The organism is Sphingobium sp. PNB, from assembly GCF_019873065.1.
GTDB classification, from domain to species: Bacteria; Pseudomonadota; Alphaproteobacteria; order Sphingomonadales; family Sphingomonadaceae; genus Sphingobium; species Sphingobium fuliginis.
The window spans coordinates 1-22,029 of sequence record NZ_JAINEZ010000067.1; the positions used below are offsets into that span (position 1 = coordinate 1).

The following is a 22,029-nucleotide window of genomic DNA, read 5'->3' on the forward strand; positions in this document are numbered from 1 at the left end:
CTGGCGCAACATCCGCGTTGTTTTGCAACGGCCAAGTCAGAAGCTCGCTCCGCCCGCGCCCACCCCTAACCCCTCCCGTTTACGAGAGGGGAATGTCTTGGGATGGCCATAGACCGCCGCCACTCACCACAACAACCCTACTGCCCAAACCCTGACTCGCGCGCCAGCGCCACCGCTTCCCGCGCAGCGGCGAGCAACGCGCCGCTCTTCGCCTCGCACTCCCGCTGCTCATATTCGGCCGTCGAATCCGCGACGATGCCCGCGCCCGCCTGCACATGCATCACGCCGTCCTTGAGTACGGCGGTGCGCAGCACGATGCAGCTATCCATATTGCCGTCCGGCCCGAAATAGCCGACGCCCCCGGCATAGGCCCCGCGCGTTTCCGGCTCCAGTTCCGCGATGATCTCGCAGGCGCGCACCTTGGGCGCTCCCGACACGGTCCCCGCGGGAAAGCCCGCGAACAAGGCGTCCAGCGCGTCCCGGTCCGGCGCCAGCCGTCCCACCACGTTCGACACGATATGCATCACATGGCTGTAGAATTCGACGCTGTAGCTGTCCGTCACGGTGACGGTGCCGGCCGCCGCGACCCGCCCCACATCGTTGCGCCCCAGGTCCAGAAGCATCAGATGCTCCGCCCGCTCCTTGGGGTCGGCCAGCAGGCTTTCGCGGTTGGCGGCATCCTCGACGGCATTCCTGCCGCGCGGCCGGGTGCCGGCGATGGGCCTGATCGTGACCTCGCCGTCCCGCGCCCGGACCAGGATTTCCGGACTCGACCCGATCAGCGCAAAGCCGGGCAGGTCGAGATAATAAAGGAAGGGCGAAGGGTTGATCCGCCGCAATGCCCGGTAAAGCGCAATCGGCGGCAGCGTGAACGGGCTGGTGAAGCGCTGCGCCAGCACCACCTGAAAAATGTCGCCCGCAACGATATAGTCCTTCGCCTTTTCGACCATCGCGGCATAGCGGCCCGGCTCCAGCACCGGCGTCACGGCGACTTCGGCAATCCCGGCGAGAGCGGCCTGCGCGGGGAGGGGAGCCGCCAGCCGGGCGGCAACGGCGTCGATCCGTTCCAGCGCCTGCTCGACGGCGCGGTCGGCATCGGCAAAGCTTCCCTTCCACACCGGCGCGACCAGGAACAGTGCATCGGCCAACCTGTCGAACACCAATATCACCGTCGGCCGCACGAACAGCATGTCCGGCAGCGCAATCGCATTTTCGGGCGGACGCGGCAGCTTCTCGACCAGCCCGACCGTCTCATAACCGAAATAGCCGACCAGACAGGCCAGCGCAGCGGGCAGCGCCGGATCGAGCTCAGCCCGGCATTCCGCCACCAGCGCCCGCAACGCGTCCAGCGCGTCGGCGCCTTCCGGCACGAAGGCCTCCCGGTCGGTCGCCCATTGCCGGTTGATCTCCGCCGCATGGCCCTGCGCCCGGAAGACGAGGTCGGGGGCGAGGCCGATCAGGCTGTGGCGGCCTCGCACCGCACCGCCCTCGACCGATTCCAGCAGGAAATCGCCGCGATCGGGCTCGAACAATTTCAGCGCGGCGGAAATCGGCGTGTCCGTGTCGGCGATCTGGCGCCGCCACACCAGCGCGGATTGCCCCGCCGCCAATGCCTTGCGCGCGCTCTCGATGCCGTCCATCCCCGCCGGTCTCCCCGCAACCACCTTACTGACCGCCACTATTGGCGTTAGCGAGCGCGCGCTGCACGCCGGCCACCGCATTGGCGTTCCGCCTGACGCCCAGCTCCTTCTCGACGGCGCGCTCGAACTGCTGGCCATATTCCTGGCCGACCACTTCGCTCAGCTGGTCGCGGACCTGATTCACCAGCGCCTTGTCGCTGCCTGCATCGCCGCGCTTGATGCCGTTCAACTGCACCACGAAATAGCCGCGATCCTGCCCGGCGGGCAGCGTCTTCACGCTGTTGGTCGCCATGGTGAACAGCATCGCCACCTCGGCGGGCGGACGCTGGCCGTCGCGCATGATGTCAGCGCGGCGGCCGCCCACCACCTGCGGCTTGGGCAGGGCGACGCCGGCGGCGGCGACCGCCTCGTCCAGCTTCATGCCCTTGGCGACCTTGGCGCGGATCTGCTCGGCCAATGCCTTGGCCTTCTCATTGCCCTGGGCCAGCTTGTACTGCATCGCGACCAGCGGCTTCACCTTGGCGAGCGGCGGCGGCGCGGCGGCCTGTATGTCGCCGGGCGCGGTCAGGGCATAGCGCTTGTCGGCAACGATCGGGACCAGTTGCGCATCGTCGTCCTGGCTCATGCCGAAGACAGGGGCGAGCAGCGGCTTCACATCCGCCGGCACCTGATAGGCCACATCCTCCACCTGCTTGCCGGAGGAGACGAGGAACGGCGTCGTTTCCAGCTTCAGGCCATTGTCCTTCACCACTTCCTCGAAGCTGCCGCCATTGGCGATCTGATCCTCGATCTTGCCGGTGAAGTCATTGAGCAGCCGCTTCTCCTTCTGCGCGCGCAGCGTGGTGACGATCTCGTCCCGCACCGCCGCCAGCGCGCGGGCCGGGGTCGTGCTGACCGCCGTGACCCGCAGCAGCACCCAGCCCAGCGATCCACGCAGCGGCCCCACCAGCTCGCCCTGTTTCGCGGCAAAACCGGCATTGGCGACGGCGGCGGACGCGGCGGAGGCCAGCGCCTCCCGGCTCTGGTCCTTCAGTTCGGAGACGGAGAGGCCGGCCGATTGCGCTGCGGCGGCGAGCGACTTGCCGCCCTTCACCTGATCCGCGATCGCCTTGGCGCCCGCCTCGGTCGGCAGGATCAATTGCTCGAAGCTGCGGCTCTCCTTCGCGGCGTAGGCGGCCTTGTTCTGATTATAATAGCCGGCGATCTCCGCATCGGTGGGCTGCGCGGCCTGGGCGAAGCGTTCGGCGTCGATCACGGCGTAGCGGATGCGGCGCTGTTCCGGAATCGTATAGCGCGCGGCATTCTTCCTGTAGAAATCGCCGAGTTGCGCGTCGGTCGGGTCGGCAATGTCCTTGAACGCGGTCGCGGGAACGAGGGCGATGGTGCCCTGGCGCGCCTCCAGCAGCAGCGAGGCATAGGGCAGCACCATGGAGTCGGTCAGCTTCACGCCCAGCCCCAGCGGGGCCAGCATCTGCCGCTCCAGTATCTCGCGGCTGATGTCGTCGCGCAGCGCCTGTTCGGTGATCCGCTCGCGCAGCAGCAACTGCCGGAAATTCTCCTGGCTGAAATTGCCGGCCGCATCCTGGAAGGCGGGGATCTGCGCGATCTGGGCATCGACCAGCCGCTTGGAGATGTGCACCTTCTGGTCGCTCGCATATTCCTTCAGCGTCATCGACGCGACAAGCTGGTCATAGACCTGCGCCGCGCCGCCCTGCGCCAGGAAGTCGCCGATCTGCAATCCCGGATTGGACCTGCGCGCATTTTCGAACACGCGCTGCACCCGGTCCTGCAATTCGGTCATGGTGAGGCGCGACCCGCCCGCCTTGGCGGCGGTCTCGCCGCCGCCAAGGGACGATCCGAACTTGCCGCTCGTAATGTCCCCCATGATGAAGGCGGCCGCGATGATCCCCAGGAAGATCAGGGCCGCAAAGGCGCCGAATTTGGAGCGGATGAAACGGCGAAAGACTGAAAGCATGGAGGAAAGTCCGTAAAAGCGGCTTTGATGGCGGCCCGCTTTAAGGGCGGATCGTCGCGCGGGCAAGGGGCGCTGGGGTGCCAAGGCTGGACAAATGGCCGCACGCCGTTCATCGGCTCGGCCAACCCGGCGGCGCGGATTGGAGAGCGGTGCCGCTGGGGACCGTGCAGCAATAACCATAAGGGGAAAGATCGATGAGCAGGCGAAAGCTGGTTGTCGGCAACTGGAAGATGAACGGCCTGCGCGCCCAGCTGGGCGAGGTGGAGGCGATCGGCGGCCTCGCGCGCGACTATCCGGCGGTGGAAGTCGGGCTGTGCCTGCCCGCGACGCTGATTTCGCCGGCGGACGGCGTGAAGGGCGCGGCCTTCATCGGCGCGCAGGACTGCCATATGAAGGAAAGCGGCGCGCATACCGGCTGTCTGTCCGCGGCCATGCTGGCGGAAGCCGGGGCGAGCTGGACCATCGTCGGCCATAGCGAGCGGCGGCAGGACCAGGGCGAAACCGACGCGGACGTCGCGGCGAAGGCGCTGGCGGCGCGGGCGGCGGGGCTGAAGGTCATCCTCTGCGTGGGCGAAAGCCTCGACGTGCGCGATGCCGGCAATGCGGAAGCGGTGGTGGCGGCCCAGTTGCTGGCGTCCCTGCCGGACGGGGCGGCGGCGGACTGGCTGGCCATCGCCTATGAACCGATCTGGGCCATCGGCACGGGCCGGATTCCCACCATGGAAGCGGTCGCCGCGATGCACGCCGCCCTGCGCGCCGCGCTGGCGAGCCGGATCGGAGTCGAGGCGGAGAGGATGCGAATCCTCTACGGCGGATCGATGAACGGCGACAATGCGGCGGAGCTTCTGGCGCTGGCCGATGTCGACGGCGGCCTGATCGGCGGCGCGAGCCTCGCGGCGGCGAAATTCGCCCCGGTGATCGCGGCAGCGGCCTGATCGCCAATAAACAAGCCCCTCCCGCTTGCGGGAGGGGGGGAGAGAGGACGGGGGCGGTTGCCCCCGCGCCCCATCATCGCTATGTGCGCGGCAACCCACCCTTTACCGGACAGATATTCGTCTCATGTTCACCTTCATCCTCGTCGTGCAGGCCATCGTCGCTGCCCTGCTGGTCACCGTCATCCTGATGCAGAAGTCGGAAGGCGGCGGCCTGGGCGTCGGCGGCAGCCCGGCGGGGTTCATGTCGGCGCGCGGCGCGGCGGATTTCCTGACCCGGTCGACCACGGTCCTCGCTGGCATTTTCGTGACGCTGTCGGTCGTGCTTGCGGTGATCGCCTCGGTCCAGCACCGGCCGAGCGACATCGACACCTCGCTGGTGAAGCAGGCGCCCCCTCAGGCTCCGGCATCCGCTCCGGCCCCGGCGACCGGCAACGATCCGCTGGCCGGCGCTGCGGGCGCGGCGGGCGGCAACGCCGCCAACGGCGCGGTCCCGCTCGCCAACTAGGCGGCCTGACCTCCCCATTTCGCTTTTTTCGCACGCGCGATGATTCGCGCGCTTGCCCAACTCGTTTGTAAAAGGCTAAGCCTCTCCTCCCATGGCGCGGTATATTTTCATCACCGGCGGCGTGGTCTCCTCGCTTGGCAAGGGCCTGATGGCCGCTTCGCTCGCAGCGCTGCTGCAGGCGCGAGGTTTCCGTGTGCGTATCCGGAAATTCGATCCCTATCTCAACGTCGATCCGGGCACGATGAGCCCGTATCAGCATGGCGAGGTCTATGTGACCGACGACGGGGCGGAAACCGACCTCGACCTCGGTCATTATGAGCGCTTCACCGGCGTTTCGGCGCGGCAGTCGGATAATGTGACGCAGGGCCGGGTCTATCAGACCATCATCCAGCGGGAACGGCGCGGCGACTATCTGGGCGCGACGGTGCAGGTGATCCCGCACGTCACCGACGAGATCAAGGCCTTCGCCCTCGCCGAATCCGATGACCTCGATTTCGTGCTGTGCGAGATCGGCGGCACGGTGGGCGACATCGAATCGCTCCCCTTCATGGAGGCGATCCGCCAGCTCCATAACGATCTGGGCCGCAACCGCTCCATCTTCGTCCATGTGACGCTGGTCCCCTATATCGCGGCGGCGGGCGAGCTGAAGACCAAGCCGACCCAGCACAGCGTGCGCGAACTGACCTCGCTGGGCATCCAGCCCGACATATTGCTCTGCCGCTGCGAACATCCGCTGCCGGAAAGCGAGCGGCGCAAGATCGCCCTGTTCTGCAACGTCCGCCCCGAAGCGGTCATCCCCGCCCTCGACGCCAGCAGCATCTATGCCGTCCCGACGCAATATCATGCGGAGGGGCTGGACGACGAAGTGCTGCGCGCCTTCGGCATCGAAAACGCGCCCGCGCCCACGCTCGACCGCTGGCACGACATCATGGACCGCCAGCAGAATCCGGAAGGCGAAGTCACCATCGGCGTGGTCGGCAAATATGTCGGCCTGCCCGATGCCTATAAGTCGCTCTATGAAGCGCTGACCCATGGCGGCTTCGCCAACCGGGTGAAGGTCAACATCAAATGGCTGGACGCCGAACTGTTCGAGGAAGAGGGTGCGGACATTGCCGCCCGCCTGGAACCGATGCACGGCATCCTCGTTCCGGGCGGCTTCGGCGTGCGCGGGTCGGAAGGCAAGATCGCCTCGGTCAAATTCGCCCGCGAACGCAATGTGCCCTTTTTCGGCATCTGCCTCGGCATGCAGATGGCCTGCATAGAGGGCGCGCGGAACACGGCGGGCATCGCCAACGCCTCCACCACCGAATTCGGCGAAACCAGCGAGCCGGTGGTCGGCCTCATCACCGAATGGATGAGCAAGGAAGGCCTGCAGAAGCGCACCGCCGAAACCGACCTTGGCGGCACCATGCGGCTGGGCGCCTATCCGGCGAAGCTCACCGGCAACAGCGTCGTCGCGGGCATCTACAACGCCACCGACATCAGCGAACGCCACCGCCACCGCTATGAGGTCAATGCCGGCTATCGCGAGCCGCTGGAAAAGGGCGGCCTGATCTTCTCGGGCATGTCGCCGGACGGCACGCTGCCGGAAATCGTCGAACGTCCCGACCACCCATGGTTCGTCGGCGTGCAGTTCCATCCGGAACTCAAGTCCAAACCCTTCGACCCGCATCCGCTCTTCGCCAGCTTCATCGAAGCGGCGGTGAAGCAGAGCCGGCTGGTGTAAGAGGAACGGGGCCGCAAAGGCCCCGTTTTTCGTTCAGGCGGCAGGCGTCAGCTTCAGCAACCGCCCCTGCGACCCGTCCTTGCCGTCCTCCAGCAGCCAGAGCGCCCCGTCCGGCCCTTGCTCCACCTCGCGGATACGCGCGCCCATGTCCCACTGATCCGCCTTGGCCGCATTCTCCCCCTCCAGCTTCACCCGCACCAGCGCCTGACTCGACAGCCCGCCGATGAACAGCGAATCCTTCCATTGCGGAAACAGGTCGCCCGAATAATAGACAAGCCCGGCCGGGGAGATCACCGGATTCCACCAGACTTTAGGCGCCTCAAACCCGTCGCCCGCCCTGTGATCGGGAATGTCCCGCCCATCATAATGGCTGCCGTTGGAGGCGAGGGGATAGCCATAATTCAATCCCGGCTTGATCAGGTTCACCTCATCCCCGCCCTTGGGGCCCATTTCCTGCTCCCACAGCCGCCCGTCCTTGTCGAAGGCGATCCCCAGCAGATTGCGATGCCCATAGGACCAGACCGCCGGATGGAACCCCTTCGCCGCCAGCGGATTGCCCGCGGCCGGCGTGCCGTCCAGATTAAGCCGCAACACTTTCCCCAAAGTCGACTTCGGGTCCTGCGCCGGATCGAATTTCTGTCGCTCGCCATTGGTGAAGAACAGATGTTTCCCGTCCGGCGAGAAGGCGATTCGTCCCGAATAATGGCCATTGCCATCCACATATGGGCTGGCGCGGAAGATCACCTTCACGCCGTCCAGCTTCGTCGTCCCGTCGCTCGCCTGATTGAAAGCCCCCGTGGCCAGCGCCACGCCCTTGCCGCCCTGACCCGCCTCTGAGAAACTGAAATAGACCGTCCCGCTCCGCGCAAAGTCCGGTGCCGGCACCACGTCCATCAGCGCGCCCTGACCCGCGCTGTCGACCGGCGGAATGCCCGCGACCGGGATTTTCGTCCCGTTCTTCGGATCGAACAGGATCATCTCGCCCGCCTTCTCCGTCACCAGCATCCGGCCATCGGGCAGGAAGGTCATGGCCCAGGGCGCATCGAAATCAGCGATCACGGAAGTCCTGAACGGTTTCGCCGCCGACGCGGCGCTGTTCTGCCCCACGGCATCGTCCGCCGAACAGGCGATCAGGGCCAGCGGCAGGGCGGTGAGGGCAAGATGGCGCATATCGTCTCCTCTCGGCTGAATCGGGGAATTGATGACGCTACCAGAATGCGCATCAAATGCCTCGCGACAAATGAGTTGCAGCTTTGCGGCATCCCGCCTATATCGCCCCTGCTTCCTTACATCGTCAAACATGTCGGGGTCGCGGGCGGATCGCCTGCGGCGACGGGAAGCCGCAATTTTGTTTTTTTGGGAGATCCCATGGCGGACATCGCCGAACTGACGGCCCTGATCGAACCGGAGGTGAAGGCCCTGGGCTTCGACCTCGTGCGCATCAGGCTGTTCGGCTCGGGTGACGAGCATACGCTTCAGATCATGGCCGAGCGTCCTGAAACGAAGCAGCTTGTCATAGAGGATTGCGCCACCATCTCGCGCCGCCTCTCGGACGTGCTGGATGAAGCTGACCCGATAGAGGAGGCCTATCGCCTCGAGGTCAGCTCTCCGGGCATCGACCGTCCGCTGACCCGCCTCGCCGATTTCCTGGAATGGGCCGGGCATGAGGCGAAGATCCAGGCTACGGAGGCCGTGGCCGGGCGCAAGAGCTTCCGGGGCGTGCTCAAGGGCATTGAGGGCGCCGACATCCTGTTCCAGGATGCCAAGGCCGGCGATGTCGTCATCCCTTTCGCGCTGGTCGGGGATGCCAAGCTGATACTGACCGACGCGCTGATTGCTGCTAGTATGCCGCTCTCCTCCGATGGGGCGGACGAGTTCGAAACCGAGGAATAAGGGTTTACGTCCATGGCCAACGCCATTTCCGCCAACAAGGCCGAACTGCTCGCCATCGCGAACAGCGTCGCCAGCGAAAAGATGATCGACAAGGCGATCGTCATCGAGGCGATGGAAGACGCGATCCAGCGCGCCGCCCGCGCCCGCTACGGCGCCGAAAACGACATCCGCGCCAAGCTGGACCCGGACACCGGCGACCTTCGCCTCTGGAGAGTCGTCGAGGTGGTCGAGCAGGTCGACGACTATTTCAAGCAGGTGGACCTGAAGCAGGCGGCCAAGCTCAAGAAGGACGCGGTCGTCGGCGACTTCATCGTCGATCCGCTGCCGCCCATCGACCTCGGCCGCATCGACGCCCAGTCGGCCAAGCAGGTGATCTTCCAGAAGGTCCGCGATGCCGAGCGCGAGCGCCAGCATGAGGAATTCAAGGACCGCGTGGGTGAGATCATCACCGGCGTCGTGAAGTCGGTCGAATTCGGCCATGTCGTGGTGAACCTGGGCCGCGCCGAGGGCGTCATCCGCCGCGACCAGCAGATTCCCCGCGAAGTCGTCCGCGTCGGCGACCGCATCCGTTCGGTCATCCTGAACGTGCGCCGCGAAAATCGCGGGCCGCAGATTTTCCTCAGCCGCGCGCACCCCGAATTCATGAAGAAGCTGTTCGCGCAGGAAGTGCCCGAAATCTACGATGGCGTGATCGAGATCAAGGCCGCCGCCCGCGATCCGGGCTCCCGCGCCAAGATCGGCGTCATCAGCCGCGATTCGAGCATCGACCCGGTCGGCGCCTGCGTCGGCATGAAGGGCAGCCGCGTGCAGGCCGTCGTGCAGGAAATGCAGGGCGAGAAGATCGACATCATCCCCTGGTCGGAAGATACCGCGACCTTCGTCGTCAACGCGCTCCAGCCCGCGCAGGTCGCCCGCGTCGTCATCGATGAAGAGGAAGAGCGGATCGAAGTCGTCGTTCCCGACGATCAGCTTTCGCTCGCCATCGGCCGCCGCGGCCAGAATGTCCGTCTCGCCAGCCAGTTGACCGGCAAGGCCATCGACATCATGACCGAAGCGGATGCGTCGGAGAAGCGCCAGAAGGAATTCGTCGCCCGCTCCGAAATGTTCCAGAACGAACTGGACGTGGACGAGACCCTCTCGCAGCTTCTGGTGGCCGAAGGCTTCGGCGAGCTGGAGGAAGTGGCCTATGTCGGCATCGACGAACTGGCCGCGATCGAGGGCTTCGACGAGGAACTGGCGCAGGAACTGCAAAGCCGCGCCCAGGAAGCACTGGATCGCCGCGAAGCCGCCGCGCGTGAAGAGCGCCAGGCGCTGGGCGTCGAGGATGCGCTGGCCGACATGCCGCACCTCACCGAAGCCATGCTGGTGACTTTGGGCAAGGCGGGCATCAAGACGCTGGACGATCTGGCCGACCTCGCCACCGACGAACTGGTCGCCCGGAAGCGCGTCGACCAGCGCCGCCGCCGCGAGAACAAGGAAGAGGACAAGGGCGGGATTCTCGCCGAATACGGCCTCAGCGAAGAGCAGGGCAATGAGATCATCATGGCCGCCCGCGCCCACTGGTTCGAAGGCGAGGAAGCGTAAGAACAGATGCCCTTCGTCGACATCCGTCTGGCCGGAAACGCCACCCGCGAGCAGAAGGCGGCCATCGTCGCCGACGTCACCCGGTCGCTCGTCGAGCGGCTGGGGAAGGCGCCTGCCGCCGTGCAGGTGGTGATTTCCGAAATCCCGACGGAAAATTACGGCGCAGGCGGCCAGCTCATCGCCGACCGCGACGCGCCCAAAGCAGGGGAGGACGCCCATGCCGCGGTCACTTCCCGATGAGAGGCTGAGTCCCAACATCGCCGCGTCAGGGATGTGCTCCTGCGAAAGCAGGAGCCCAGTTCTGCCCTGGCATGCCCCCGACAGCGTGGAACTGGATTCCTGCCTGCGCAGGAATGCGGCCCATTATTGGGAGGCGCGCCCATGACCGAACGCAAATGCATATTGTCGGGCGACCGCGCCGACCCGGACATGCTGGTCCGGCTCGCCTGCGGCCCGAATGGCGAAATCCTGCCCGACATCCGCGCCAAGGCGCCCGGCCGGGGCGCGTGGATCGGTGTGCCACGCGCCGAACTCGAACAGGCGCTGGCAAAGGGCAAGCTCAAGGGCGCGCTCGCCCGCGCCTTCAAGACCGGCGACCTGCAAATCCCCGACGCGCTGCCCGCCCTGATCGAGGAGGGCTTGCGCAAGGCCCTGCTCGACCGTCTGGGGCTGGAGGCGAGGGCGTCGATGGTCCTCACCGGCTCGGAAAAGATCGACGTCGCCTGCCGCAAGGGTCAGGTGAAGCTGCTGCTCCACGCCGCCGACGCGGCGGCCGACGGCAACCGCAAGCTCGACCAGGCCTTCCGCGTCGGGCAGGACGCCGAAGGCACGGATTTGGCGGGCATCGTCTTGCCTGTGGACCGACACGCCCTATCTATGGCAATGGGGCGGGACAATGTCGTCCATATTGCGGTGACCGACTCGCGTGCGGCGTCACGTCTGCGCGGCGCCATAGGCCGCTTGGAAAGCTATCTGGGTTGCGCTAACGGAGCGCCGGTGCATGGGGAGCAGGACTCCGCAGGGGCACTGGGCGCCTGAGGTAGCATTGGAATGAAGGCGCCGACGGGCCTTGCCGGTCGGGTTGATGTGAAGGGTATAGTTCAGTCGTATGAGTGACAGCAAGGAAGACAAGCCGGTTCTGGGCCGCAAGCCGCTGGGGATCAAGCGCACGGTCGAGTCCGGTCAGGTGCAGCAGCAGTTCAGCCATGGCCGCAAGAATACGGTCGTGGTCGAGGTGAAGCGGCGCCGCATCCTGGGCAAGCCGGGTGAAGCCGGACACGCTGCGCCTGAACCGCAGGCCGATCCCACGCCCGTGGCCGCCGCTCCGCAGGCCCCCGCGCCCCAGCAGCCGCAGGCCCGCGCGCCGCAGCCGGCTCCCGCGCGTCCGGCCCCGCCGCAGAGCCTGATGTCGCGTCAGGAATTGCAGGCGAAGCTGCTGCGCGAGGCGGAGGAAGCCCGCATGACCGCGCTGGAGGAAGCGCGCCGCCGCGAAGACGCCCAGCGCCTCGCCGCGAGCGAGGAGGAAAAGCGCCGCGCCGAGGAAAACCGTCTGGCTGTCGAGGCTGCCGAGGCCGAAGCCGCGCGCCGGACCGAAGTCGAGACCGGGCCGGCGGAGGAAACCGCCAGGGCGCCCGTCGAGGAGCCTGCGCCGGCCGCCGCCGATGCCCCGGCCGAAGCTGCGCCCGCAGCCGCCGAGCCGAAGCCCGCCACCTCCGCCACCGTGCCGCCGCCGCGCCGCTTCACGCCGGTCGCGCCCGTCAAGCGTCCGGAGCCGGCCAAGCCCGACCGCGCCAAGCGCGGCGACGACAATCGCCGCCAGGCCGGCAAGCTTACCTTCACCCGCGCCTTGTCGGATGACGACAGCGCCCGCGCTCGCAGCCTCGCCGCGCTCAAGCGCGCCCGCGAGAAGGAACGGCGCGCCCATTATTCGGGCGGCGCCCAGCAGCGGGAAAAGCAGTCGCGCGACGTGGTGGTGCCCGAAAGCATCACCGTTCAGGAACTTGCCAACCGCATGGCCGAAAAGGGCGCGGACCTGGTGAAGGCCCTGTTCAAGATGGGCACCGCCGTCACGCTCAACCAGGCGATCGACCAGGATACGGCCGAACTGCTGGTCGAGGAATTCGGCCACCGCATCCAGCGCGTGTCCGACGCCGACGTCGAGATCGGCATGGAAGGCGAGGTCGACGCGCCCGAAACGCTCAAGGCCCGTCCGCCGGTCGTGACCATCATGGGCCATGTCGATCATGGCAAGACCTCGCTGCTCGACGCGCTGCGCGGCACCAATGTCGTATCGGGCGAAAGCGGCGGCATCACCCAGCATATCGGCGCCTATCAGATCAGGACCAAGGGCGGCGACCTCGTCACCTTCCTTGACACGCCGGGTCACGAGGCCTTCTCGGAAATGCGCGCGCGCGGCGCCAATGTCACCGACATCGTCATTCTGGTGGTGGCGGCGGACGACGGCCTGATGCCGCAGACCATCGAGGCCATCAACCATACCAAGGCCGCCGGCGTGCCGATGATCGTCGCGATCAACAAGGTCGACAAGCCCGAAGCCAATCCCCAGCGCGTGCGAGAGCGCCTGCTGGAGCATGAGGTGATCGTCGAGGACATGGGCGGCGAAACCCAGGATGTCGAAGTCTCCGCGCTCAAGAAGACGGGCCTCGACGAACTGCTCGACAAGATCATGCTTCAGGCCGAACTGCTCGAACTCACCGCCAATCCCGATCGCGCCGCCGAAGGCAATGTGATCGAGGCGCAGCTCGACAAGGGCCGTGGCGCGGTCGCCACCGTGCTGGTGCGCAAGGGCACGCTGAAGATCGGCGACACCTTCGTCATCGGTTCGGAAAGCGGCAAGGTCCGCGCGATGATCAACGACAAGGGCCAGCAGGTGAAGACCGCCGGCCCCTCGACCCCGGTCGAGGTGCTGGGCCTGTCCGGCGTGCCGATGGCGGGCGACCAGCTCACCGTCGTCGAGAACGAGGCCCGCGCCCGCGAAGTCGCCGCCTATCGTCAGGAACAGGCGACCAAGAAGCGCACCACCGCCGCGCCCACCAGCTTCGAACATATGTTCTCGGCGCTCAACACCAAGGTCATCGAATATCCGGTGGTGGTGAAGGGCGACGTGCAGGGTTCGGTGGAAGCGATCGTCTCGTCGCTGAACCGCATTTCGACCGACGAGATCAAGGTCCGCATCCTGCATTCGGGCGTCGGCGCGATCACCGAAAGCGACGTCACGCTGGCCGCCGCCAGCCGCGCGCCGCTGATCGGCTTCAACGTCCGCCCCAATGCCAAGGCGCGCCAGTTGGCGGAGCGCGAGAAGATCTCGCTGCGCTATTATGACGTGATCTACGACCTGCTGGAGGAAGTTCGCGGCGAAATGGCCGGCCAGCTCGCGCCGGAACGCATCGAAACCATCGTCGGCCGGGCCGAGGTGCTTCAGGTCTTCCCGGCGGGCAAGAAGGACAAGGCGGCCGGTCTGCTCGTCCTCGACGGCATCATCCGCAAGGGTCTGGCCGCGCGCCTCACCCGCGACGATGTCATCGTGTCGCGCACCCACATTGCCTCGCTCCGCCGCTTCAAGGACGACGTCTCCGAAGTCCGCGCAGGCATGGAATGCGGCGCGGTGCTCCAGGACACCAACGACATCAAGCCCGGCGACACGCTGGAACTGTTCGAGGTCGAGGAACGCGCCCGCACGCTGTGATCCATGTCCCCCCTCCCGCAGGCGGGAGGGGGCTAGGGGGTGGGCTCGCCCTCTCCTGAACTGCAATGGCCGATGGGGAGAGCCCACCCCCGGCCCCTCCCGCTTGCGGGAGGGGAGGATATAATGCCCGCTCCCAATGAAGGCTCCTCTGTCCGCCTCCTCCGCGTGGGCGAACAGGTGCGCCATGTCCTGTCCGACATTCTCCAGCGCGGCGACGTGCATGACGACGTCCTCGCCAGCCATGTGGTGAGCGTCACCGAAGTCCGCATGTCCCCCGACCTGCGCCATGCGACCGTCTTCATCAAGTCGCTGCTCGGCCAGGATGAGGAAGCCGTGCTGAATGCGCTGCGCACCAACACCGCCTATCTCCAGCGGGAGGTCGCGACCCGTATCCGCCTCAAATATGCGGCGAAGCTCAAATTCCTCGCGGACGAGAGCTTCGATGAGGGCACCCATATCGACAGGCTGCTCCGCGATCCCAAGGTCGCCCGCGATCTGGAGCAGCCCGAGGGCGAGGACGAATAGGCAATATGCTCCGGCCTTGGCAGGAGCACGCTGTACTCGGCCAGGCATCGTCCCCCATCGACGCGACGGCGCAGCCCGGCTAACAGCGTCTCTCCCGCAGGCAAGGCAAGGGGCAGGGCAGATGAAAAGAACCGGCATAGTCGCGATCGCGCTTTTGGCCCTGGCCATACCCGCCGCAGCCAGGGAAGCGCCGGTCCACCCCGCCGTCGTCAGCGACCCCGCGCCCGACGCGGCCTACCCCGCCGGCATGAGCGCCTTCACCATCCCCTCGCAGGACGGCCTGCTCAACGCCGTCCTTTACACCGCCGCCGGTCCGGGTCTTCACCCGACGCTGCTCCTCCTCCACGGCTTCCCCGGCAATGAGCAAAATCTCGACCTGGCCCAGGCCGCCCGCCGCGCCGGGTGGCATGTCCTCACGCTCCACTATCGCGGCTCCTGGGGCAGCCCCGGCAGCTTCTCCTTCACCCACGCCTCGGAAGACGCCTGGAACGCCCTGCAATATCTCCAGCAATCCGCCACCGTCGCCAAATATCGCATCGACACCAGCGCCCTCGTCGTCGCGGGCCACAGCATGGGCGGTTTCATGGCTGCCGATGTCGCCGCCGCCGAACCCCATGTCGCCGGCCTGTTCCTGATCGACCCCTGGGACCCGGCCGAAACCGTCACGACCCTCTCAACCCCCCAGGGCGAGGCCGCCTGGAAGGCCGAAGTCGCCAGCGACCTGCCACCCCTGCAAGGCGCCACCTATGACAGCCTCACCGCCGAAATCCGCACCAACAGCGATAAATTCGACCTTGGCCGCAAGCTGGTGGGCTATGGCCGCCGCCCGCTCACCATCATCGGCGCGGAACGCGGCATCGGCGCCATGGCGCGCAAGGTGACGGCAGACGCGCAATCGGCCAATCCCGACACGCGCCTGGCGGTCTGGCCGACCGACCACAGCTTTTCCGACAGGCGCATCGCCCTGGCCGACGCGCTCGTCCGCTTCCTCAAGCAGATCGCCCCCATGGCGCGCTGACCGATGGCCAAGCTCTATTTCTACTACAGCTCGATGAACGCAGGCAAATCGACGACCCTGCTCCAATCCAGCTTCAACTATCGCGAACGCGGCATGGAAACCATGTTGTGGACCGCCGCGGTGGATGACCGCTACGGGAGGGGGCGCCACGGAAAGGGACGCATCGTCTCCCGCATCGGGCTGGACGCGCAGGCCGATCTGTTCGACCCCGCCACCGATCTCTTCGCCGCCATCGCCGCCCGACAGGCACGCACGCCGCTCTCCTGCGTGCTGATCGACGAGGCGCAATTTCTGAACGAGGAACAGGTCTGGCAGGTCGCCGCCGTCTGCGACCGGCTGAACATTCCGGTGCTGTGCTACGGCATCCGCACCGACTTCCAGGGCAAGTTGTTCGAGGGCAGCGCCGCGCTGCTCGGCCTGGCCGACACGCTGACGGAGATCAAGACGATCTGCGAATGCGGGCGGAAGGCGACCATGAACCTGCGCGTCGATGCGGAGGGGCGCCCCATCCGTGAGGGCGAGCAGACGGAAATCGGCGGCAATGACCGCTATGTCGCGCTTTGCCGCCGCCATTTCGTGGAACGCCGCTCCGGCTGCTGACCGCCGCACATGCCACGACGGCCCGGAAAGGGCTGACAACGGGCGACAGGAGGGCTAGAGCGCGCCGCCATGCACGGCTGGATCATCCTCGACAAGCCCTTGGGGCTAGGCTCCACCCAGGCGGTGAGCGCGGTGAAGCGCGCCCTGCGCTACAGTGGCGCGGGCAAGTGGAAGGTGGGCCATGGCGGCACGCTCGACCCGCTGGCGACGGGCGTGCTGCCGATAGCGGTGGGGGAAGCGACCAAGCTCGCCGGACGGATGCTGGACAGCGACAAGATCTACGATTTCACCATAGGTTTCGGCCTCCAGACCGACACGCTGGACCTTGAGGGCCGGGAAATCGCCACCAGCCTGCATCGTCCCACGCTGGCGGAGGTGCAGGCGGTCCTGCCCCGCTTTACCGGCCCGATCGAGCAGGCGCCGCCCGCCTACAGCGCGATCCTGATCGACGGCCGGCGCGCCTACGACCTTGCCCGCAAGGGGGAGGAGGTCGAGATGAAGACCCGCGCCATCACCATCCACAACCTCGCCATATCCCCGCCCCAGGGGCCAGCGAAGCCTGGAGAAGGGGAGGGCGGCGCGGAGATCGGCGAAATCACCCTGCGCGCCCATGTTTCGAAGGGTACCTATATCCGTTCCCTCGCCCGCGACATCGCGCGCGCGCTCGGCACCGTCGGCCATGTCACCATGCTGCGCCGCATCAAGGCCGGCCCCTTCACCCTGCAATCCGCGATTTCGCTGGACAAATTGGACGAAGCTGCTAGGGGCGGCGACATCGCGCAGCTCATGCTGCCGTTGACGGCGGGGCTGGACGACATCCCGGCTCTCGCAGTCTCTCCCGACGATGCGCTCGCTCTCCGACAGGGGAAGGTGCTCGTGGGGAAACCGCATACCGGCCTGATGCTGGCGATGGAGGGTGAAACGCCCGTCGCGCTGGTCGAAGCCAGTGGCCCGGAGGTCCGGGTGGTGCGCGGCTTTAATCTCTAATCTCAGAAAGGAAGCCGATGTCGATCACTGCAGAGCGCAAGGAAGCGCTGATCAAGGAACATGCCCGCGCCGAGGGCGACACCGGTTCGCCGGAAGTCCAGGTTGCGATCCTCTCGGAGCGTATCGCCAACCTGACCGAGCATTTCAAGGGTCATCACAAGGATAACCACAGCCGTCGCGGCCTGCTGATGCTGGTCAACAAGCGCCGTTCGCTGCTGGATTACCTCAAGAAGAAGGATGGGGCCCGGTACACCGACCTCATCGCCAAGCTGGGCCTGCGCAAGTAAGTCTGCTAAAGAAGGAACGGCCCCCATGTCGGGGCCGTTTCCGATTCTGACAACATGGCGCTGGGCAATCCGGCATGGCGTCATGATCCGGGGGACATCCCCCACACCGTTCGCCCTGAGCTTGTCGAAGGGCACTCCTTCTTTTGAAGGGAAGGATTGGGCTTCGACAAGCTCCGCCCGAACGGAGGAGAGATAGGCTCTCCATCCATGGACCATCCGGTCCGAAACAGGCCCCGCCCGGCAATAGGGCCGCGCGGGCGAAGGAAAAATCTATGTTCGATGTAAAGAAGGTATCAATCGAGCTGGGCGGCAAGACCCTCACGCTCGAAACCGGCCGCATTGCGCGTCAGGCCGACGCCGCCGTGCTGGCGACCTATGGCGAAACCGTGGTGCTGTGCGCCGTGACCGCCGCCAAGTCGGTGAAGGAAGGACAGGACTTCTTCCCGCTGACCGTCCATTATCAGGAAAAATATTCGGCCGCCGGTCGCATCCCGGGCGGCTTCTTCAAGCGTGAACGCGGCGCCACGGAAAAGGAAACGCTGGTTTCCCGCCTGATCGACCGCCCGGTCCGCCCGCTCTTCCCCGAAGGTTTCTACAATGAAATCAACGTCATCGCTCAGGTTCTGAGCTTCGACGGCGAAAGCGAGCCCGACATTGTGGCGATGATCGCCGCTTCGGCTGCGCTGACCCTGTCGGGTGTGCCTTTCCTGGGTCCGATCGGCGCCGCCCGCGTCGGCTACAAGGATGGCGAATATCAGCTGAACCCGTCGCTGGACGAAGTGAAGACCGGCGAACTCGACCTGGTCGTCGCCGCCACCGGCAACGCGGTGATGATGGTCGAATCGGAAGCCAAGGAACTGTCGGAAGACGTCATGCTGGGCGCCGTCCTTTTCGCGCATGAAGCGTCGAAGAAGGTCGTCAACGCCATCATCGACCTCGCCGAAAAGGCCGCGAAGGACCCGTGGGACGTCGCCAAGGGCGAAGACCTGGATGACCTCAAGAAGAAGCTCAAGAAGCTCATCGGCAAGGACATCACGGCCGCCTACAAGCTGACCGACAAGTCGGCCCGCTCCAACGCGCTCAATGAAGCCCGCGCCAAGGCGAAGGCGTTCTTCACCGAGGAAGGCCTCGACGCCCAGACCGTCATGGCCGGCATCAAGCTGACCAAGAAGCTGGAAGCCGAAATCGTCCGCGGCGCCATCCTGAAGGACGGCAAGCGCATCGACGGCCGCACCACCACGCAGATCCGCCCGATCGAGGCGATGGTGGGCTTCCTGCCGCGCACCCATGGTTCGGCGCTGTTCACCCGTGGCGAAACGCAGTCCATCTGCACCACGACGCTGGGCACCAAGGACGCGGAGCAGATGATCGACGGCCTGACCGGCGTTCATTATGAAAGCTTCATGCTGCACTATAACTTCCCGCCCTATTCGGTCGGTGAAGTCGGCCGCTTCGGCGCGCCGGGCCGTCGCGAAGTCGGCCATGGCAAGCTGGCATGGCGGGCCCTGCACCCGGTCCTGCCGAGCAAGGAAGAATTCCCCTACACCATCCGCGTCCTCAGCGACATCACCGAGTCCAACGGCTCGTCCTCGATGGCGACGGTCTGCGGCGGTTCGCTGTCCATGATGGACGCGGGCGTTCCGCTGAAGCGTCCGGTGTCGGGCATCGCCATGGGCCTGATCCTGGAAGGCTCCAAATTCGCTGTCCTCAGCGACATTCTGGGCGACGAGGATCACCTTGGCGACATGGACTTCAAGGTGGCGGGCACGGAAGCGGGCATCACCACCATGCAGATGGACATCAAGGTCGCCGGCATCACGCAGGAAATCTTCGAAGTCGCGCTGCGTCAGGCGAAGGAAGGCCGCGCCCATATCCTGGGTGAAATGAGCAAGGCCCTGTCCTCGACCCGCACCGAACTGTCGGCTCATGCCCCGCGCATCGAAACGATCCAGATCGACAAGGCGAAGATCCGCGACGTCATCGGCACCGGCGGCAAGGTCATCCGCGAGATCGTCGCGGAAACCGGCGCCAAGGTCGACATCGACGACGAGGGCATCATCAAGATCAGCTCGTCCGACATCGCCCAGATCGAAGCCGCCAAGAAGTGGATTCTCGGCATTGTCGAGGAAGCGGAAGTCGGCAAGATCTACACCGGCAAGGTCGTCAACATCGTCGACTTCGGCGCCTTCGTGAACTTCATGGGCGGCAAGGACGGTCTCGTCCACGTCTCCGAAATGAAGAATGAGCGCGTCGAAAAGCCGACCGACGTCGTGTCGGAAGGGCAGGAAGTGAAGGTCAAGGTTCTCGAAATCGACCCGCGCGGCAAGGTTCGCCTGTCCATGCGCGTCGTCGATCAGGAAACCGGAGAGGAACTGGAAGACACCCGTCCGCCCCGCGAACCCAGGGGGGATCGGGGCGGCGACCGTGAAGGCGGCCGTGGCGACCGCAATCGCCGTGATCGTGGCGGTGACCGGGGCGACCGTGGCGGCCGCGGCGGCGATCGCGGTCCGCGCCGCGACCGCGGTCCGCGCGGCGAAGGCAAGGGCGGCGATGACGACGGCTCCAACGCCGGTCTGCCCGACTTTCTGACCCAGGACTGATCCGGTTCGTCGGACTCGGGAAAAAGAAGGGGCGTCCGGCTTGCCGGGCGCCCTTTTTTGACAGGATTTGAATGTTTCCTGATCTCCATCAATTGGCGGGCGTGGAAGTTATGTTACGGTAACGACCAGGGCGCAGGGGGATCTATGCAGCGCAGGAACGAAAGATTCGTGGAGCGTCTGCCGCTTGTCCTGCGACGGCCCTGGCAGGCCTATTTGCTGGCCACCGTCTTCTGCCTCACCGCCTTGGCCATTCGCACCATGGCGGAAAGCGCCATGCCCATCGGCTACCCCTTCGTATCCTTCTTCCCCGCCGTCATCCTGTCCTCCTTCCTCTTCGGGGTGCGGCCGGGCATCTATGCGGGCGTGCTTTGCGGGCTGCTGTCCTGGTATTTCTTCATCCCGCCGCGCATGGGCTTCGCACTGCATCCGGGCGTGCTGCTGGCGCTCGGCTTCTACAGCGCGGTGGTGATCGTTGACATCGCGCTGATCCATCTGATGCAGAAGGCGAATTTCAACTTGGCGATCGAGCGCGAACGCAGCCGCGTGCTGGCGGAAAACCGCGAATTGCTGTTCCACGAACTCCAGCACCGCGTCTCCAACAATCTTCAGGTCGTCGCCGCCATGCTTTCGCTCCACCGGCGCCATGTCGATCATGACCTGGCCCGCCGCGCGCTGGACGATGCCTCCGCCCGGCTGGCGCTGGTGGGCCGCATCAGCCGCGCCCTCTACAATCCGTCGGGGGAGGGGCAGAATATCCGCGCCTTCCTGACGACATTGACCGCCGACGTGCTGGAGGCCAGCGGCCGCGACGACATCGCCCTGACCGTCGACGCGCCCGACGCCCTGACGCTGGAGCCAGACATCGCCGTGTCGATGGCGCTGATCGTGACCGAAGCGGTCAACAACGCCATCGAACATGGCCTGCCGCATCGCGGCGGCAGCATCCATGTCGGCCTGGACGTCAGCGACGGCACGATCAGCCTCAACGTCACGGACGACGGAAAGGGATTGTCGCCCGATTTCGATCCCGGTTTCAGCCAGAGCCTGGGCCTCCGGATTTCCAATGCCCTTGCCGGCCAGTTGAACGGCCGCTTCTCGCTCATGCCCTCTGCGACGGGCGGCGCGACCGCACGGCTCGACCTGCCTGTTCGCGCATAGCGACCGGCACGCACATTCTGCCGCTTGGCGAGGCGCATTCGCTCCGCTATGACCCGGCCATGTTGACGAAAACCATGACGCGCATCGGCGCGGCTACCGCACCGCTTCTGCTTGCCGGCCTGCTCTCGGGCTGCGCGACGTCGAAGAACAAGGCCGACACCCAATATGTCGCCCGCGACGTGTCGACGCTCTACAATGCGGGCAAATACCGCCTGGATCGCGGCCAGTACAAGCTCGCCGCCGCCCTGTTCGACGAGGTGGAGCGCCAGCATCCCTATTCGCCCTGGGCGCGCCGGGCGCAGCTCATGTCCGCGTTCAGCTATTACATGAATCAGGACTATCCGGAATCGATCGGCGCGGCCCAACGCTTCCTGTCGATCCACACCGGCAACAAGGACGCGCCCTACGCTTATTATCTGATCGCGCTCTGCTATTATGAACAGATTGCCGACGTCACCCGCGACCAGAAGATCACGCAACAGGCGCTGGATGCGCTGGGCGAGCTGATCCGCCGCTATCCCGACACCCGCTATGCCGCCGACGCCCGGCTGAAGATCGACCTCGTCAACGATCACCTCGCCGGCAAGGAGATGGAGATCGGCCGCTTCTACCAGCGCCGTGGCCAATGGCTCGCCGCCACGCTGCGCTTCCGCACGGTGATCGACAAATATCAGACGACCACCCACACCCCGGAGGCGCTGGAGCGTCTGGTGGAAAGCTATCTCTCGCTCGGCATCCCCGCCGAAGCGCAGAAGGCCGCCGCCGTGCTGGGCAAGAATTATCCGGGTTCGAAATGGTATGAGCGCAGCTACAAGCTGATGCGCGAACACCCCAATAAAGCATGATCTGGTCTCCCTCCCGCAAGCGGGAGGGGTTAGGGGTGGGCCGCG

At 65.9% G+C, this 22,029-nt stretch carries 19 protein-coding genes; 16 read left to right on the top strand and 3 right to left on the bottom strand.

The window, feature by feature from the left end:
- Nucleotides 1-137: 137 nt before the first annotated feature.
- Both trpE and K7W03_RS19410 read right to left on the bottom strand, forming a co-directional pair.
- Nucleotides 138-1,640: an anthranilate synthase component I gene (gene trpE / locus K7W03_RS19405; RefSeq protein WP_222887104.1), complete on the bottom strand. Its 1,503-nt coding sequence runs from the start codon at nt 1,638-1,640 to the stop codon at nt 138-140.
- 25 nt (nt 1,641-1,665) lie between these two features.
- On the bottom strand, nt 1,666-3,615 hold the full coding sequence (locus tag K7W03_RS19410; RefSeq protein ID WP_222887105.1) for a peptidylprolyl isomerase: 1,950 nt from the start codon (nt 3,613-3,615) through the stop codon (nt 1,666-1,668).
- A gap of 194 nt (nt 3,616-3,809) precedes the next feature.
- Between K7W03_RS19410 and tpiA the strand changes: the two genes are divergently transcribed.
- The 3 genes from tpiA (at nt 3,810) to K7W03_RS19425 (ending at nt 6,781) form a co-directional block, all read left to right on the top strand.
- Nucleotides 3,810-4,550 carry a triose-phosphate isomerase gene (gene tpiA / locus K7W03_RS19415; RefSeq protein WP_222887106.1) on the top strand — a complete coding sequence of 247 codons (741 nt, stop codon included), beginning with the start codon at nt 3,810-3,812 and terminating at the stop codon, nt 4,548-4,550.
- A gap of 124 nt (nt 4,551-4,674) precedes the next feature.
- A complete protein-coding gene (secG, locus tag K7W03_RS19420) occupies nt 4,675-5,055 on the top strand; it encodes a preprotein translocase subunit SecG (RefSeq protein ID WP_061936325.1) in 381 nt (126 codons plus the stop codon).
- Between the two features lie 91 nt (nt 5,056-5,146).
- The gene (locus K7W03_RS19425; protein WP_044661906.1) at nt 5,147-6,781 is read left to right on the top strand and encodes a CTP synthase; all 1,635 of its coding nucleotides are present in this window, start codon (nt 5,147-5,149) and stop codon (nt 6,779-6,781) included.
- Nucleotides 6,782-6,814: 33 nt separating this feature from the next.
- On the opposite strand, the gene K7W03_RS19430 is transcribed toward K7W03_RS19425, so the two are convergent.
- Nucleotides 6,815-7,951 carry a PQQ-dependent sugar dehydrogenase gene (locus K7W03_RS19430; protein WP_222887107.1) on the bottom strand — a complete coding sequence of 379 codons (1,137 nt, stop codon included), beginning with the start codon at nt 7,949-7,951 and terminating at the stop codon, nt 6,815-6,817.
- A 198-nt stretch (nt 7,952-8,149) separates the two neighbouring features.
- Between K7W03_RS19430 and rimP the strand changes: the two genes are divergently transcribed.
- The 13 genes from rimP to K7W03_RS19495 all read left to right on the top strand — a co-directional run bounded on the left by rimP (nt 8,150) and on the right by K7W03_RS19495 (nt 21,984).
- Nucleotides 8,150-8,674 (top strand): ribosome maturation protein RimP, encoded by a 525-nt coding sequence (gene rimP, locus K7W03_RS19435; RefSeq protein WP_222887108.1) that lies wholly within the window; start codon nt 8,150-8,152, stop codon nt 8,672-8,674.
- 12 nt (nt 8,675-8,686) lie between these two features.
- Nucleotides 8,687-10,258 carry a transcription termination factor NusA gene (nusA, locus tag K7W03_RS19440; protein WP_061936331.1) on the top strand — a complete coding sequence of 524 codons (1,572 nt, stop codon included), beginning with the start codon at nt 8,687-8,689 and terminating at the stop codon, nt 10,256-10,258.
- Nucleotides 10,259-10,264: 6 nt separating this feature from the next.
- Nucleotides 10,265-10,498, top strand: a complete 234-nt coding sequence (locus K7W03_RS19445) for a tautomerase family protein (protein WP_222887109.1) — start codon at nt 10,265-10,267, stop codon at nt 10,496-10,498.
- 141 nt (nt 10,499-10,639) lie between these two features.
- Nucleotides 10,640-11,296, top strand: coding sequence for a DUF448 domain-containing protein (locus K7W03_RS19450; protein WP_044661908.1), 657 nt, complete (start codon nt 10,640-10,642; stop codon nt 11,294-11,296).
- 70 nt (nt 11,297-11,366) lie between these two features.
- A complete protein-coding gene (infB, locus tag K7W03_RS19455; protein WP_222887110.1) occupies nt 11,367-13,964 on the top strand; it encodes a translation initiation factor IF-2 in 2,598 nt (865 codons plus the stop codon).
- A gap of 123 nt (nt 13,965-14,087) precedes the next feature.
- Complete coding sequence (gene rbfA, locus K7W03_RS19460) at nt 14,088-14,489, top strand: 30S ribosome-binding factor RbfA (protein WP_222887111.1); 402 nt, start codon at nt 14,088-14,090, stop codon at nt 14,487-14,489.
- Nucleotides 14,490-14,610: 121 nt separating this feature from the next.
- Entirely contained in the window at nt 14,611-15,507 is an 897-nt protein-coding gene (locus K7W03_RS19465; protein ID WP_222887112.1) for an alpha/beta hydrolase family protein, read from the top strand.
- 3 nt (nt 15,508-15,510) lie between these two features.
- Complete coding sequence (locus K7W03_RS19470) at nt 15,511-16,107, top strand: thymidine kinase (RefSeq protein ID WP_222887113.1); 597 nt, start codon at nt 15,511-15,513, stop codon at nt 16,105-16,107.
- Between the two features lie 69 nt (nt 16,108-16,176).
- Nucleotides 16,177-17,094 (top strand): tRNA pseudouridine(55) synthase TruB, encoded by a 918-nt coding sequence (gene truB / locus K7W03_RS19475; RefSeq protein ID WP_222887114.1) that lies wholly within the window; start codon nt 16,177-16,179, stop codon nt 17,092-17,094.
- Nucleotides 17,095-17,111: 17 nt separating this feature from the next.
- Nucleotides 17,112-17,381: a 30S ribosomal protein S15 gene (gene rpsO, locus K7W03_RS19480; protein ID WP_007689051.1), complete on the top strand. Its 270-nt coding sequence runs from the start codon at nt 17,112-17,114 to the stop codon at nt 17,379-17,381.
- A gap of 272 nt (nt 17,382-17,653) precedes the next feature.
- Entirely contained in the window at nt 17,654-19,981 is a 2,328-nt protein-coding gene (gene pnp, locus K7W03_RS19485; RefSeq protein WP_222887115.1) for a polyribonucleotide nucleotidyltransferase, read from the top strand.
- Between the two features lie 144 nt (nt 19,982-20,125).
- Entirely contained in the window at nt 20,126-21,139 is a 1,014-nt protein-coding gene (locus tag K7W03_RS19490; protein ID WP_222887116.1) for a sensor histidine kinase, read from the top strand.
- Between the two features lie 59 nt (nt 21,140-21,198).
- Nucleotides 21,199-21,984, top strand: a complete 786-nt coding sequence (locus tag K7W03_RS19495; RefSeq protein WP_222887117.1) for an outer membrane protein assembly factor BamD — start codon at nt 21,199-21,201, stop codon at nt 21,982-21,984.
- Nucleotides 21,985-22,029: the final 45 nt, after the last annotated feature.

What these genes read in the sequence shown, in the direction of transcription:
- trpE (WP_222887104.1), bottom strand. Translation starts at nt 1,640, where the DNA reads ATGGACGGCATCGAGAGCGCGCGCAAGGCATTGGCGGCGGGGCAATCC.
- K7W03_RS19410 (WP_222887105.1), bottom strand. Translation starts at nt 3,615, where the DNA reads ATGCTTTCAGTCTTTCGCCGTTTCATCCGCTCCAAATTCGGCGCCTTT.
- tpiA (WP_222887106.1), top strand. Translation starts at nt 3,810, where the DNA reads ATGAGCAGGCGAAAGCTGGTTGTCGGCAACTGGAAGATGAACGGCCTG.
- secG (WP_061936325.1), top strand. Translation starts at nt 4,675, where the DNA reads ATGTTCACCTTCATCCTCGTCGTGCAGGCCATCGTCGCTGCCCTGCTG.
- K7W03_RS19425 (WP_044661906.1), top strand. Translation starts at nt 5,147, where the DNA reads ATGGCGCGGTATATTTTCATCACCGGCGGCGTGGTCTCCTCGCTTGGC.
- K7W03_RS19430 (WP_222887107.1), bottom strand. Translation starts at nt 7,951, where the DNA reads ATGCGCCATCTTGCCCTCACCGCCCTGCCGCTGGCCCTGATCGCCTGT.
- rimP (WP_222887108.1), top strand. Translation starts at nt 8,150, where the DNA reads ATGGCGGACATCGCCGAACTGACGGCCCTGATCGAACCGGAGGTGAAG.
- nusA (WP_061936331.1), top strand. Translation starts at nt 8,687, where the DNA reads ATGGCCAACGCCATTTCCGCCAACAAGGCCGAACTGCTCGCCATCGCG.
- K7W03_RS19445 (WP_222887109.1), top strand. Translation starts at nt 10,265, where the DNA reads ATGCCCTTCGTCGACATCCGTCTGGCCGGAAACGCCACCCGCGAGCAG.
- K7W03_RS19450 (WP_044661908.1), top strand. Translation starts at nt 10,640, where the DNA reads ATGACCGAACGCAAATGCATATTGTCGGGCGACCGCGCCGACCCGGAC.
- infB (WP_222887110.1), top strand. Translation starts at nt 11,367, where the DNA reads ATGAGTGACAGCAAGGAAGACAAGCCGGTTCTGGGCCGCAAGCCGCTG.
- rbfA (WP_222887111.1), top strand. Translation starts at nt 14,088, where the DNA reads ATGCCCGCTCCCAATGAAGGCTCCTCTGTCCGCCTCCTCCGCGTGGGC.
- K7W03_RS19465 (WP_222887112.1), top strand. Translation starts at nt 14,611, where the DNA reads ATGAAAAGAACCGGCATAGTCGCGATCGCGCTTTTGGCCCTGGCCATA.
- K7W03_RS19470 (WP_222887113.1), top strand. Translation starts at nt 15,511, where the DNA reads ATGGCCAAGCTCTATTTCTACTACAGCTCGATGAACGCAGGCAAATCG.
- truB (WP_222887114.1), top strand. Translation starts at nt 16,177, where the DNA reads ATGCACGGCTGGATCATCCTCGACAAGCCCTTGGGGCTAGGCTCCACC.
- rpsO (WP_007689051.1), top strand. Translation starts at nt 17,112, where the DNA reads ATGTCGATCACTGCAGAGCGCAAGGAAGCGCTGATCAAGGAACATGCC.
- pnp (WP_222887115.1), top strand. Translation starts at nt 17,654, where the DNA reads ATGTTCGATGTAAAGAAGGTATCAATCGAGCTGGGCGGCAAGACCCTC.
- K7W03_RS19490 (WP_222887116.1), top strand. Translation starts at nt 20,126, where the DNA reads ATGCAGCGCAGGAACGAAAGATTCGTGGAGCGTCTGCCGCTTGTCCTG.
- K7W03_RS19495 (WP_222887117.1), top strand. Translation starts at nt 21,199, where the DNA reads ATGTTGACGAAAACCATGACGCGCATCGGCGCGGCTACCGCACCGCTT.